Genomic DNA, 13,208 nt, shown 5'->3' with positions numbered 1-13,208 from the left:
CGATGGCCTCGCGCAAGGACAGACTGAAGAAGTTGGTCAAGGTGCAGGAGCAGTTGAAGGCGGTGCACGAAACTCGTCATGCGGGCTTCCTCTCCGCGGCCGCGGCGGCCGAATCGGAAGCAAAGGAACTCATCGGGCATTTCGACGCTGACAGCTCGCTGGCCAGCCTGTTCCCGGAACTTTACCATCGCCGGATTGCGAACGCGCTCGGCCAACAAAAACAGAATCTTGAAAGCGCCCGGGAGGAGGCGACGTTGATCGCCGCCGCGACCGCGCGGACCAACATGGTCGAGCGCGCCTATAGGGACGCTCGCCGCCGCGACGAGCGCGAACGCTCAGACCGCGAGCGGCTGGACCTCATTGCCCAGAAGCGGGGACATGACTAGGGCAATCAGGAAAAGCATGAAACGGTTGGGCTCGGCGACGTCGCCGTGGCCTCCCGTCCGGACTTGCGTCAAACCAAGGAGATAGAGCGGTGGATCCGGCGCGCGGCGAACGAGGCTGTCAGATGCCGGTCGCCGTCGTGCCGACCGACTTGGCCGCCCCGATCCGCTCCCAGCGCCTGCCATTGCCCTGCGCCTGCCGGGCGAAATAGTTGTAGGGCGTGCTGGACCAATCACGGACCGCGCTGGTGAGGTTGTCGAGCACCAGGTCGCCCTCGTTGGTGCGCACCGTCAGCACCGTGTGTCCCTCGCCGTGATAGCTTGCCACGGTCAACAGCAGCGCCGAGGCCGGCCAGCCGCGCTTCATCAGTTCGAGCTTCTTCAGTATCGCGATATCCTCGCAATCGCCGGACACGGTCGGCACGCGCCAGTCGTCGTTCTTGCCGACAACGGCTCGATCACTGACCTCGGTAATGCGTGAATTGACCGAAAGGTTGATCTCGTTCAATTGCGCGCTGAGCTGAGGCCGCAGGGCCACGACCTTTGTTCCGCCGGCCGTGCTGCAGAGGCTGGGTTGGTGGCTGCAGAACGAATAGAAGGCCGGCGGTGGGAACGCCTTGCCTTTGGTTTGCATCGCCGTTCCGGCCTGGGCGGCAAATGGGCTGGCAACCGACAGCAGAAATGCGATCAGCACGACATCGCTTTTCACGATCAACGTCTCCAAGGCGTGGTCTCGAGGATGAGGGGGCGGGGTTAATTAGTCGTTTTCAAACCCCGAATTGCGCCGGCGGCGGGGCAACGCCGTTAAAATATTAATACCTGCTAAAATAAGATTTGAGCTTGTACGAAGCTACGGACGGGTTCGGATATTTGCTGAAGAGGAACCGCGCAGACCGAACGTCCGCAAACTCGGCCGAACGATCGATCGATGAGGTGACTCCCTGGCGGCGGGCGCGCCGCCGCTTGAAGCGGGCTGCACTGCACCTCGCCATCCCGCAAGCCTGCCACAAGCTTGTTGCGTCATTGTGCAGCGGACAAAACCGGCAAAAGGCAGTGCTTTCTTGGCGATTTCACCTCCCAGCGACATCGTGATGGACGTCGCCCGTGCGGCGGAGCCGGCCGACGTCGAGGCCGCGCGGGCAGCACTCGTGAGGCGGGCCGGCGGTGCCGGGGAGACCTTCTCGATCGACCAGACTGCCTCGGTCAATGCGGGCTCGGTGCTCTCGCGCGCCGCTGCCGACAAGGCCGAAGCGGCAAATCCGGCTAAAAAGTTCCAGCGCTTCGAGGCGATGGTGCTGACCACTTTTATCCAGAATATGATGCCTAAGGACACCGAGGGCGTTTACGGCAAGGGTCTGGCCGGCGACATGTGGAAATCGCAGCTTGCCGAAAAGGTAGCCGATGTCATGGCCGCGCATGGCGGGATCGGCATCGCGGGATCGATGCTTGCCGACCATTATCTGGACGGCAAACACAAGGTGCCGGTCGGGTCCGTTGGGGGCGGACCGGAGAAAGCCGAGATCGACCAGCAGACCAGGCTTTCGACCTCCCTGGTCGACGAGCTCGAGCGCAAGGCCGCCCGGTCTATGACCGGTGACGACACAACCATAAAAACGGACATCAAGATCTAGGGACCTACATGGCCGACCAAACGGACCTTTCCAACCTGCCTGCACGAACCACCGCCGCGGAAGCACCGATGGCATCTGCACGGCCTGGCAACCTCGCCGCCATCATTGGCCGGATCGAGGAGGCGGTGGACGAGGAGACGGCGGGTATCCGCAGCGGCACCAGCTACGACCTTAAGGCCTCGAATGCCCGCAAGAGCCGCTATCTCTACGAACTGACCCGCGCGCTGAAGGGCGCCAATGAGATCGAGTTCCTCGAGCAGCATCGCGAAGGGCTGGCGCGGCTGCGCCAGAAGCTGGCAAAGAACGAGGCGGCTATTCTTGCCCATCTCAATGCCGTCAACGAGGTCGCCACGCTGTTGAAGAACGCCATCCAGCGCGCCGATGCCGACGGCACCTACTCGGCAGGCGAATTCGGATATGCCCGGGCTTGAATGAGATGACTGCGGAGCAAGGTAGGATTCGGTGATCAAATTCCTCGCCGCAGCGCTTTGGATCTGCGCCGTAACCCTCGGCGCGGTGTTTTATTCGTTCCAGGCGGCGGGCGAGCGCGGCGTCGGTGAGCCGCCGAAGCCGATGCTGGGCGGTCTCGACTACGTCAAGACCGACATCATTTCGGTACCGCTCGTCCGCGATGCCAAAATCGACGGCTATTTTCTCACCAAACTCGTCTACACGGTGGAGCCGGATCAGATAAAGAAACTGTCGATCCCGGCGCCGGCGATCATTACCGATCAGGTCTATTCCTACCTCTATTCCAATCCGCAGATCGATTTCACCAAGAAGGACACGATCGATCTCGATGCTTTCCGCAAAGCGATCCGCGAGACCGTCAACGCCCGCGTCGGCGTCGAGCTGGTGCATGACGTGCTGATCGACCAGGTCAACTTCCTGTCCAAGGACGAAATCCGCGACAACGCCATCCGCCGCCGCAAGACTGCCGGCGAGACCGCGCAAGCGATGACCAAGCCGTTCCAGCCGGAGCATTGATCGGCTCTCGGCGATCGACTGGCGGGTTCACACCCTCGTCTGGTGATGCGACATGCCGCATGGCAGCCACGTTGACGTAAACGTCAACCCGAAGCTATATGCGCCGATGGCTGTCGTCACGCTGCCGCGCGACGCGGCGCTTCGCCCAGCGGCCAAGGCCGATGCGCGTCAAACGCAACCAAACGAGGAGAACCGCCATGGGCGTTCAGGAGATTGCCGACAAGATCAGGTCGCGCGTGGCAAGCGCCGGCTTCGAGCATTCGGTCAAGTTCGACACTGGCAGCGACGGCGTCATCGTGATCGACGGCGCGACCGTCTCGACCGCCGACGCCCCGACCGACTGCACGATCAAGCTCTCGCTCGACGATCTCGATTCGCTGATCGCCGGCGACCTCAACCCGACCATGGCCTTCATGGCCGGCAAGCTGAAGGTCGAGGGCGACATGACGGTCGCCATGGCGCTCAGCCAGTTGCTCGGCTGACCGCCAGCCAACTATTTTAGAAGAGCGATGTGGCGCCGCGTTTTTGAACGCGCGGCGCCGCATCGGTAATGCCTCCGACAGTCAGGCGACGAAATCCAGCGCCTTGACCTTGCGGCCGGCGGCCTTGATCGTGCCCGCGGTCCCGTCGAGCGAGCCCTCCTTCAGCTCGAGCGCCAGCAGGCGGTGCCGCTCATAGGGCCCAGGCATGGCGAGCGAGCCGGTGCGGTCGGCCGAAAAACCGAACCGCCCATAATAGGGTGCATCGCCGACGAGCAGGATCGCGCCGTGACCGAGCCGCGCAGCCTCGGCGATCGCGTGCCGCATCAGCGCCGAGCCGATGCCGCCGCTCCTCAGGCCCGGCTCGACTGCCAGCGGCCCAAGCAGGAGCGCTGCCGGACCACCCTCGCCCAGCGTCACGTCCCACAGCCGAACCGTACCGACGAGCGCGCCCGACGGGTCGCGCGCGACAAAGGCCAGGCCTTCCGACGGCCGGCGGCCACGCCGCAGTTTCTCGGACGACTTCTTCCTGCGCTTCGGCCCCATGGCGCGGTCGAGCAGCGCTTCGCGCGCCTGCATATCACCGATGCCTTCGGCAACGATGACGAAGGCCGGCGCAATCTCCCCCCTCGAGCGGGAGATGTCGCCAAAGGCGACAGAGGGGGTCGTTGCGCATCTAATACCGGCGCCCAGCGTGACGAGAAGCGGCGCTGGCGCTCCACGCGCGACGCCCCCCTCTGACCGCTGCGCGGCCATCTCCCCCTCGAGGGGGGAGACCCGGCGCGCGGCGCCCTCAATGATGAAATCTGCAAAGTCCATTTCCGCGATCCTTCACGAGCGGAGATCTGTTCCACAAGCGAGCCCCGGCGGGCGATGTCGCCCACGCCGGTTGATCTGAAGGCTCGCGCCTTCAGATCACGTAGGATCGGAGAGGCTCGAAGCCGTTGAAGGCGACCGACGAATAGGTGGTCGTGTAGGCGCCAGTACCTTCGATCAGCACCTCATCGCCGATGGTGAGCGACAGAGGCAGGGGATAAGGCGTCTTCTCGTAGAGCACATCGGCCGAATCGCAGGTCGGGCCGGCGAGCACGCAGGGTGCGGTCTCCGATCCGTCGCGCGGCGTCACGATCGGATAGCGGATCGCCTCGTCCATGGTTTCCGCTAGGCCCCCGAACTTGCCGATGTCGAGGAACACCCAGCGCACATTGTCATTGTCGGCCTTCTTCGAGATCAGCACGACTTCCGACTTGATGACGCCGGCATTGCCGACCATGCCGCGGCCCGGCTCGATGATCGTCTCGGGCAGCGCGTTGCCGAAATGCCTGCGCAGCGCCGAGAAGATCGCCTGGCCATAGGCCTGCGCCGCCGGCACGTCCTTCAGGTAACGGGTCGGGAAACCGCCGCCCATGTTGACCATCTTCAAGACGATGCCTTCCTCGGCGAGCGTGGCGAACACCTTCTTGGCATCGCCCAGCGCGCGGTCCCAGGCCGAGAGATCGGTCTGCTGCGAGCCGACATGGAACGACACGCCATAAGCGTCGAGGCCGAGCGCCTTGGCATGTCGCAGCACATTCACCGCCATTGCCGGCACGCAGCCGAACTTGCGCGACAGCGGCCATTCGGCACCCTCGCCGTCGGTGAGCACGCGGCAGAACACGCGCGAGCCCGGGGCGGCGCGGGCGATCTTCTCGACCTCCTCAACGCAATCCACGGCGTAGAGGCGGATGCCGAGCTGGTAGGCGCGCGCAATGTCGCGCTCCTTCTTGATGGTGTTGCCGAAGGAAATGCGATCCGCCGGCGCGCCGGCATCCATCGCCATCTCGACCTCGGCAACCGATGCGGTGTCGAAGGACGAGCCCATCGCAGCAAGCAGGCGCAGGATCTCCGGCGCCGGGTTTGCTTTCACCGCATAGTAGATCTTGGAATCGGGCAACGCCTTCTCGAAGGCGCGGAAATTGTCGCGCACGACATCGAGGTCGACGACGAGGCAGGGGCCATTCGGACGTCGGGTGGCGAGAAAGTCAAGGATGCGCTGGCTGGCCATCGAGGTCTCTCCATCTGCGCCTTTCGGCGCGCACGAAGGCTGCGGGACGCGGGCGCTCGGCCTCGCGAACTCGCGGTGGACAAAGGCGGGACGGAAAATCCATGGAACCAGCCGGTGGAGACCCCGGAACCACGGATCGCCGTCTCGCGGCGGTGAACCTGGCCTTGCCCGGCCTCGGTTCGCTTTGTCTGCCTTGGCTTGGATGGGAGGACCCGTCCGCACTGCCGGCAATGAAGGTGTGCCTCTTCAGTAACCCCGGTCTTTGGACGACCGGCAGACACCAGAAAGGCCCGCACCGTCGTTGCTTCAAGGTGTCCTCGGTCTTGTGGTTGGCCACTGACCGACTGGAGGGGTTGGCTCCAGTTACCTTACCGATTGCCCTCACCATTCGAGGATCGGCGGACACCCACAGGCACGTGCGACTTTGGGCAAGCGCGATATAAGAGCGAAGGGTTTCACAATCAATAAAAATCGTCAGCGCCGGTTGTAAAAATTGCGGCATCGAACAATGTTTGTGGACCGTATTCGGAAATCGAACAATGCCAGGCACCCACGGCCCTCTCAACGCCTTCCTCGATCTGCGCCAAATGCCCGTGGCCAATGCGGAATTTGGCCCGCTGGCCGGCCTGCGCCTGGCCGTGAAGGACATCTATGACGTCGCCGGCTATCGCACCGGCTGCGGCAACCCGCGCAAGTTCGAACAGGCTCACGCCGCCGCGCGTACGGCCGAGGCCGTGCAGTTGATTCTCGATGCCGGTGCGCGATTCGTCGGCAAGACGCAAACCGACGAGCTCGCCTTCTCGCTGTTCGGCCAGAATTCGCATTTCCCGTTTCCGGTGAACGCAGCCGCTCCGGATCGCGTGACCGGCGGCTCCTCGTCAGGTTCGGCGGCCGCGGTCGCCGGCGGCCTTGCCGACATCGCCGTCGGCTCCGACACCGGCGGCTCGATCCGCGCGCCGGCGAGCTTCTGCGGGTTGATCGGGCTGCGTACCAGTCACGGCCGGATATCGCTCGAGGGCGCCATGAAGCTCGCGCCGAGCTTCGACACTTTCGGCTGGTTCGCCGGCGACATAGAAACTTACGAATTGGTCGGCAAGCTTCTGCTCGGACGCGATCCACACCAGCATCCGCTCAACCGCCCGCTGTCGATCGGCTGGCTCGATGCCTTTGTTTCCGGGCCGACGGAAGCCGCCGAATATGCGCGGATGAAGGCACAGGCAGCAGCCGTCGTCGGCGAGCCGACCGAAACCGAACACGCCTTCGCCTCCTCCCCGGATGATCTCTACTGGTGCTTTCGTCGGCTGCAGGCCTTCGAGGCCTGGCAGGTGCATGGCGGCTGGATTTCGGCAGGCGATCACGGGCTTGGTCCAGGTGTCGACGAGCGTTTCGGCTTCGGCCGCACGATCGATGCAAAGACTGTCGAAGCCGAAACGGCGCGTCGGGCAGCCTTCCGTTTCGAGTTCGGCAAGCTGCTCGGCAACGGCGGCTTTCTTGTTCTGCCGACCGTGCCGGGCGCAGCGCCACTGAAGACCAGCACGCCGGAGCAGTTCCAGGCCTATCGCGAGAGGGCGCTGCATCTTTTGTGCCTGGCCGGGTTGTCGGGCTTCCCGCAGATCACCTTGCCGCTCGGTTCCGTCGACGGCGCGCCCTTCGGCCTGTCGCTGCTCGGCCCTTCCGGCAGCGACGTCGCCCTGATACGGCTCGGCCGCACGATTCTCGACGCGGCCCGAAAGGTCTGATCATGGATACATTGACCCGCATGCGCGCCTTCATCGACGTCGTCGAGGCCGAAGGCTTCTCGGCCGCCGCCCGCAAGATCGGCCGTTCCAAGGCGCTGCTGTCGAAATATGTGCGCGAGCTTGAGGACGAACTCGGCGCGCTGTTGTTGAACCGCACCACGCGGCAGTTCTCGCTGACCGAAGCCGGCCACACCTATTATCAGCGCGCCTCCGAAATCGTGCGCGAGGTCGACAGCCTGGCCGATGCCGTGCGCGAATCTTCCGGCGACGTGCGCGGCCGCATCAAGCTCTCGGCGGCGCGCACCTTTGCCGACGCGCCGATTGGCCAGTCGCTGATCGACTTTGCCAAGCAACATCCGGATATCGTTCTCGACATCCATCTCGACGACCGCTTCGTCGATCTGGTCGAGGAAGGCTTCGATGTCGCCGTACGCATTTCGCGGCTGGAGAACTCGTCGCTGATCGCGCGGCGCCTCGGGCCGTTTTCGATCAAGCTCTGCGCTTCGCCGGACCTGCTTGCAAAGCATGGCACCCCGACGCGCCCGCAGGATCTTTCCAACATGCCCTGCATCGTCGACACCAACGGCCGCTCTTTAGCCAACTGGCGCTTCAAGGGAGACGGCGAGGATTCGGTGAGCGTCACCGTGTCGGGGCCGATCGAGGTCAACAGTCCGATGGCGGCGAGAGCAGCCGCCGTGTCGGGCCTGGGCTTCACCATCCTGCCGGATTTCATCGCTGCGCCCGAAGTCGCGTCGGGCAAGCTGGTGACGGTGCTCGACGACCGCATCCTCTCGGGCAGCGGCATCTTCGCGGTCTATCCGCATCGCCGCTATTTGCCCGCCAAGGTCCGTGTCTTCGTCGATTTCCTGGTGCACTGGTTCAGGACGCGCGACGCTGCGTGAAGCACGTCCCCCGAAGGTGGGAACCGTTTTCGGCACAAGGACATGCGCAGAATCAGAGCCTAAAAGCGCATCGAGCGAATCTGGAAAGAGCGCAACGCTCTCCGAGAGCGCGTCCCATTTTCGCCCCCTTTCTGTTAACTCTCGGAGCCCACTCCCAAAGTCGATGGAATCGCGGCCCGGAATGCACCTGAAACGGCAAGCAATCGTACTGGCTTCGGCAATTGCGGCCACCTTTGCCGCGGTAGAGCCCGCCGAGGTGCACCCGCACGTCTTCGCCGAGGCTCGCCTCGACGTCATCCTCAGCGCGGATCACCAAAGTGTGACGGCGCTGCGCCACCTTTGGCGCTTCGACGATCTGTTTTCGAGTACAGTGATGATGGAGTTCGACAAGAACTCCGATCTGAAGCTTGACGACAAAGAGCTCAAGGAAGTGGCCGACACCGTCCATTCCTCGCTGGCCGAGTTCAACTATTTCCAGCTGGTCACGCAGGACGGCAAGGACGTGTCCATGGTCCCTCCGCCGCATCTGATGGCGAGCTTCGACAACGACCAGCTGATCATTCTGTTCGAGTCGCAGCCGAAGACGCCGATCAAACTCGCCGGCAAGATCGACATCGGCGTCTACGATCCGACCTTCTACACGGCGATCGACTTCACCGACGACGCCAACCTCACCGTTGAGGGATTGCCCGCGAATTGCACCAAGAAGGTGATCCGTCCCGATCCGGACGAAGCGATCAAGGAAAACCAGAAGACCCTGACGGAAGCGTTCTTCAACGATCCGACGGGCACCGACATGAGCAAGATCTTCGCCACCAAGCTCGAACTGAACTGTCCGCCGGAAGGATAATCGGTGATGAAACCGTCGCTGCGCCTGGCGCTCGGCCTCGCGGCCGCCACCTTGGTCATGATGCATCTACCCGGCGTCGCTCATGCCCAGAGCTCGCTCGGCATCGGCACCAATGACGGCATGGCGCCGAGCACGACCGGTCCGTTCGCCCATATCCTGATGTGGATCAACCTTAGGCAGCAGGAATTTTACCATTCGCTGGCGGCCGCCATGAAAGCCATGCGCCAGGACGGCAGCAAGCTCTGGCTGCTGGTCGGCCTGTCCTTCGCCTACGGCATTTTCCACGCCGCCGGGCCCGGCCACGGCAAGGCGGTGATTTCGTCCTACATGGTCGCCAACGAAGTGGCGCTGAAGCGCGGGATCATGCTGTCCTTCGTCTCGGCGCTGCTGCAGGGGCTGACCGCGATCGTCGTCATGATGCTTGCCTATTTCGTGCTGCGCGGCACGGCGGTGTCGATGACCGACGCGGCATGGTTTCTTGAGATCTCGAGTTATGTGCTGGTGACGCTGTTCGGCGCCTGGCTACTGTGGCGCAAGGCGGGCCCGGCCATTCTTCGGTGGTTCGGCGCCGGTCCGGCCTACAGTCTGTCGGCGGCCCATGCCGGCCACTCGCATGGCGGGCACTCGCATGCTCACGCGCATTCCCATGCCGGTCATTCCCACTCCCATTCGCATTCCGCGCATGCCCACTCGACGCACTCGCACGCGCATCACGACCATGATCATGCCGCGCATTCGCATGCGCACAGCCATGAGGCGACTGATCACAAGGCGCATGATCACGACCACGCGGCGCACGACCATGCTCACGCTGGGCAACATCACCACGGCCCGGGCGAAGTCTGCGACACCTGCGGCCATTCGCACGCGCCGGATCCGGCGCTGCTTTCGGGCGATCGCTTCGACTGGAAGACCGCCTGGTCGGCGGTGGCCGCCGTCGGCATCCGCCCCTGCTCCGGCGCGCTGATCGTGCTGAGCTTCGCGCTCCTCAACGGTCTCTGGCTCGGCGGCCTGCTCTCGGTGCTCGCCATGTCGATCGGCACCGCGATCACCGTCTCCGCGCTGGCGACGATCGCGGTGACGGCCAAGAACTGGGCTGTCTATTTCGCCGGCGACGGACGCATCGGCAACCGCATCCATTCGATCGTCGAGATCGGCGGCGCCGCCTTCATCTTCCTCGTTGGCCTGCTGCTCTTGTCGGCCAGCCTGACGGGCGGCGTCTGAAGCCGACCGAAACTGTCATCCGATCCTTCCGTCGAGTTCGTCCTCGATATGGGCGCGGATGATCTCGTCAAAATTCTTCTCGGCGACAAAACCCAGTTCCCGCGAGCGGCGCGCCTCGAAGCGCGTCGGCCAGCCTCTGACGATCGCCCAGATCGTTTCGTCGGGCCGCTCGCGGATCCGTTTGACCACCTCGGCGCCGGCTATGCGCCCGAGCGCTTCGATCTGCTCGCCGACGGTGACCGCCACGCCGGGCATGGTGAGATTGCGCCGCGGCCCGACCTTATCGCCATCGATTTCGGCCGCATGGATCAGGAAATTCACCGCCGATCGCGGGCTGGCATGCGTGTGCAGCACCGAGCGCGGCACCGGCAGGATCGCCTCCTGGCCGCTGAGCGGCTCGCGGATAATCCCTGAGAAGAAGCTCGACGCCGCCTTGTTCGGCCTGCCCGGCCGCACGCAGATGGTGGGCAGCCGGATGCCGATGCCGTCGAAGACTCCGCGCCGCGAGTAGTCGGCAAGCAGCGCCTCACTGATCAGCTTCTGCGTGCCGTAGGAGGTGAGCGGCGTCGGATGGAACTCGTCCGGGATGACATCCGGGAACGGCGCGCCGAACACCGCGATCGACGAGGTGAAGACAAGGCGCGGCGCGAAGCCCGCCACCCGCACCGCGTCGAACAAAGCGCGCGTGCCGTCGAGATTGACGCGGTAGCCGAGGTCGAAATTGGCCTCCGCCTCGCCGGAAACGATGCCGGCGAGATGGAAAATCACGTCCGGGCGGGAAGCAACGAGCTTGGCCGTCGCACCGGGCGTGGAAAGATCGCCGGTGTGGATCGAGACATCGACTCCGGCGAGCGTCGGCGCCTGCGGCGGCACGATATCATGCAGATCGAGCGCGGTTATTTTGCGCCCGCGCAGCACACCGTCCTTGGCCAGCCTTGCGATCAGCTTGCGGCCAACCATGCCGGCGGCGCCGGTAATCAGAACTCTCATCTCATAGACCCTTCTTGCGTTGGCTGCGTCCGCGCAGCCACAGGACGACGAACAGCCCCACCATGAAGAGCGCGGCGATGACGACCGCAAGGACCGTCGAGACCTTGCCGGCGGCCAGCATGATGGTCGGCAGGAAATAGGCGGCGAGGCCGAACAGGAGCAGTATCCAGGCCGCGGCGATCGCCGCGTTGCGCGTCTCGCGATCCATCAGGCGCCGTCCCTCGATCCGAAGCTCATCACCGGCTCAGTGATAGTGGCGGCGATCGCGAGGCGCATCATTCGCATGATCGTGATCATGGTGATGATCGTGCTCGTCATGGCTGTCGGCGCACAGGCCGAACTCGGGCTCCACCGTTGCATGATCGATCCCGTGCTTCGCCGCAAGCCGCTTCTTGATGGCGCTCACCGCAGCATGCGCATCGACGCCGTCATTCAGGCAGGCATGCAGCGTCGCCATGTTGCTGGTGCCGTCGAGCGACCAGACATGCATGTGATGCACCTCCCGCACGCCCTTGACCGCGGCTTCCAGATCCTTGGCGATGAGATCGCGATCGAGGCTTGCCGGCACGCCTTCGAGCAGCACATGGGCGGCCTCGCGCATCAGCGACCACGCCGTCGACAGGATCAGCAGCGCCACTAGCACGGAGAGGATCGGATCGATCGGCGTCCAGCCGGTGGCGAGGATGATGAGGGCCGCAGCGATTGCCGCGGCCGAGCCAAGCAGGTCGCCCAGCACATGCAGTATGGCGCCGCGCATGTTGAGGCTCTCGCGGTCGCCGCCATGCAGCACGAGGAAGGAGGCGACGTTGACCAGCAGGCCGGCGACCGCCACCACCAGCATCGGCCCGCCCAGCACCGGCGCCGGGTGCATCAGCCGCCCCCAGGCCTCGTAGACGATCCAAAGCGCGATGACGAAGATGGCGATGCCGTTGGTGTAGGCGACCAGCGTCTTCACGCGAGCGAAGCCGTAGGTGAGACGCCCGGTAGCCGGACGTCCGGTGAGATGGAAGGCATACCAGGCAAGGCCGAGCGCGATCGCGTCCGCCAGCATATGGCCGGCATCCGCGAGCAGCGCCAGCGAGCCGGTGAGCCAGCCGCCGAGCGCCTCCGCGATCATGAAGCCGGCTGTCAGGCAGCCCGCGACGAGAACGCGCTTCTTGTCGGTCGACCCGTGCACGTCATCGGCGCCATGGCTGTGGGCGTGTGAGCCGTGATCATGCGCCATCGCGCAACTCCTGCTACGCGCCGGACTCGGCGCGGAAATCCTCGAGCCGTCGCTTTTGGCGGCCCTCGCCATCGAAATTCGCCGGATCGAGCCAGGCCTCATAGGCCTTGCGCAGCGCCGGCCACTCCTTGTCGATGATCGAATACCACGCCGTATCGCGGTTTTCGCCCTTCACCACAAGATGCTGGCGGAAAATGCCTTCGAACTTGAAGCCGAAACGTTCCGCCGCACGTTTCGACGGCTCGTTGCGGTTGTTGCATTTCCATTCGTAGCGGCGATAGCCGAGCTCGTCGAAGGCATATTTGGTAAACAGGAACTGTGCTTCCGTCGCCTGCGGCCTGCGCGAGATCAGCGGCCCCCAATAGATGTTGCCGATCTCGATGACGCCGTTGGCGGCATCAATGCGCATCAGCGTCTGACGTCCGGCGACCTTGCCGCTCGCCTTGTCGATGACGGCGAAGAACAGCGGATCCTCGCTCGCCTCGACTTTGTCCAGCCATGGCTGGAAGGCGGCGCGGTTCTCGGGCGGATAGTCCGGCAGCCAGGCGAAGCGGCCTCCGGCATCCGACACCGACGACGCTTCATAGAGCCCGTCGCCGTGCTTTGACGCGCTCAGCGGTTCGAGCCGGACATAGCGACCTTCCAGCGCCTTGCGTTCGGGGCGCGGGCGTGCCTGCCAATTCTTCAGATTTTCCGACACCGACCGCTCCAATCCGTTTGACTTTTCCTGGCGCACGCTCACAAAAACGCTCGC

The 13,208-nt window shown here is 64.2% G+C and carries 16 protein-coding genes; 9 read left to right on the top strand and 7 right to left on the bottom strand.

What is annotated here, in order from left to right; all coding sequences use genetic code 11:
- Nucleotides 1–2: 2 nt before the first annotated feature.
- Nucleotides 3–386, top strand: a complete 384-nt coding sequence (locus tag EJ078_RS20060; RefSeq protein WP_127403680.1) for a hypothetical protein — start codon at nucleotides 3–5, stop codon at nucleotides 384–386.
- Nucleotides 387–504: 118 nt separating this feature from the next.
- Here the strand turns inward: EJ078_RS20060 and EJ078_RS20055 are convergent, their stop codons facing one another.
- Nucleotides 505–1,092, bottom strand: coding sequence for a transglutaminase-like cysteine peptidase (locus tag EJ078_RS20055; protein ID WP_245458875.1), 588 nt, complete (start codon nucleotides 1,090–1,092; stop codon nucleotides 505–507).
- Nucleotides 1,093–1,444: 352 nt separating this feature from the next.
- On the opposite strand from EJ078_RS20055, the gene EJ078_RS20050 reads away from it, so the two are divergent.
- The 4 genes from EJ078_RS20050 (at nucleotide 1,445) to EJ078_RS20035 (ending at nucleotide 3,483) form a co-directional block, all read left to right on the top strand.
- A complete protein-coding gene (locus EJ078_RS20050) occupies nucleotides 1,445–2,014 on the top strand; it encodes a rod-binding protein (RefSeq protein WP_245458873.1) in 570 nt (189 codons plus the stop codon).
- Nucleotides 2,015–2,022: 8 nt separating this feature from the next.
- Nucleotides 2,023–2,445, top strand: coding sequence for a hypothetical protein (locus EJ078_RS20045; protein WP_095800460.1), 423 nt, complete (start codon nucleotides 2,023–2,025; stop codon nucleotides 2,443–2,445).
- Between the two features lie 31 nt (nucleotides 2,446–2,476).
- Complete coding sequence (locus tag EJ078_RS20040) at nucleotides 2,477–3,001, top strand: hypothetical protein (RefSeq protein WP_067002470.1); 525 nt, start codon at nucleotides 2,477–2,479, stop codon at nucleotides 2,999–3,001.
- Nucleotides 3,002–3,198: 197 nt separating this feature from the next.
- Entirely contained in the window at nucleotides 3,199–3,483 is a 285-nt protein-coding gene (locus EJ078_RS20035; protein ID WP_067002744.1) for an SCP2 sterol-binding domain-containing protein, read from the top strand.
- An 81-nt stretch (nucleotides 3,484–3,564) separates the two neighbouring features.
- On the opposite strand, the gene EJ078_RS20030 is transcribed toward EJ078_RS20035, so the two are convergent.
- The gene (locus EJ078_RS20030; RefSeq protein WP_127324524.1) at nucleotides 3,565–4,059 is read right to left on the bottom strand and encodes an N-acetyltransferase; all 495 of its coding nucleotides are present in this window, start codon (nucleotides 4,057–4,059) and stop codon (nucleotides 3,565–3,567) included.
- A 331-nt stretch (nucleotides 4,060–4,390) separates the two neighbouring features.
- Complete coding sequence (gene odc2 / locus EJ078_RS20025) at nucleotides 4,391–5,524, bottom strand: ornithine/lysine decarboxylase (RefSeq protein ID WP_127404246.1); 1,134 nt, start codon at nucleotides 5,522–5,524, stop codon at nucleotides 4,391–4,393.
- A gap of 539 nt (nucleotides 5,525–6,063) precedes the next feature.
- Between odc2 and EJ078_RS20020 the strand changes: the two genes are divergently transcribed.
- The 4 genes from EJ078_RS20020 to EJ078_RS20005 all read left to right on the top strand — a co-directional run bounded on the left by EJ078_RS20020 (nucleotide 6,064) and on the right by EJ078_RS20005 (nucleotide 10,239).
- Complete coding sequence (locus tag EJ078_RS20020) at nucleotides 6,064–7,263, top strand: amidase (RefSeq protein WP_127404245.1); 1,200 nt, start codon at nucleotides 6,064–6,066, stop codon at nucleotides 7,261–7,263.
- A gap of 2 nt (nucleotides 7,264–7,265) precedes the next feature.
- Entirely contained in the window at nucleotides 7,266–8,165 is a 900-nt protein-coding gene (locus EJ078_RS20015; RefSeq protein WP_067002475.1) for a LysR family transcriptional regulator, read from the top strand.
- A gap of 181 nt (nucleotides 8,166–8,346) precedes the next feature.
- Entirely contained in the window at nucleotides 8,347–9,015 is a 669-nt protein-coding gene (locus tag EJ078_RS20010; RefSeq protein WP_127215588.1) for a DUF1007 family protein, read from the top strand.
- 6 nt (nucleotides 9,016–9,021) lie between these two features.
- Nucleotides 9,022–10,239 (top strand): nickel/cobalt transporter, encoded by a 1,218-nt coding sequence (locus EJ078_RS20005; protein WP_127215587.1) that lies wholly within the window; start codon nucleotides 9,022–9,024, stop codon nucleotides 10,237–10,239.
- A gap of 15 nt (nucleotides 10,240–10,254) precedes the next feature.
- Here the strand turns inward: EJ078_RS20005 and denD are convergent, their stop codons facing one another.
- The 4 genes from denD to EJ078_RS19985 are packed head-to-tail and all read right to left on the bottom strand — an operon-like array spanning nucleotide 10,255 to nucleotide 13,154.
- Nucleotides 10,255–11,229 (bottom strand): D-erythronate dehydrogenase, encoded by a 975-nt coding sequence (gene denD, locus EJ078_RS20000; protein WP_127215586.1) that lies wholly within the window; start codon nucleotides 11,227–11,229, stop codon nucleotides 10,255–10,257.
- Nucleotide 11,230: 1 nt separating this feature from the next.
- Nucleotides 11,231–11,437, bottom strand: coding sequence for a hypothetical protein (locus EJ078_RS19995; RefSeq protein WP_095777137.1), 207 nt, complete (start codon nucleotides 11,435–11,437; stop codon nucleotides 11,231–11,233).
- 36 nt (nucleotides 11,438–11,473) lie between these two features.
- On the bottom strand, nucleotides 11,474–12,454 hold the full coding sequence (locus EJ078_RS19990; RefSeq protein WP_127215585.1) for a cation diffusion facilitator family transporter: 981 nt from the start codon (nucleotides 12,452–12,454) through the stop codon (nucleotides 11,474–11,476).
- A 13-nt stretch (nucleotides 12,455–12,467) separates the two neighbouring features.
- A complete protein-coding gene (locus EJ078_RS19985; RefSeq protein ID WP_095800642.1) occupies nucleotides 12,468–13,154 on the bottom strand; it encodes a GNAT family protein in 687 nt (228 codons plus the stop codon).
- Between the last annotated feature and the right edge of the window lie 54 nt (nucleotides 13,155–13,208).

It is taken from the genome of Mesorhizobium sp. M1A.F.Ca.IN.022.06.1.1, assembly GCF_003952605.1.
Taxonomy (GTDB): Bacteria; Pseudomonadota; Alphaproteobacteria; order Rhizobiales; family Rhizobiaceae; genus Mesorhizobium.
The sequence above is the reverse complement of the archived record's forward strand: the minus strand, read 5'-3'. Positions and strand labels throughout refer to the sequence as shown.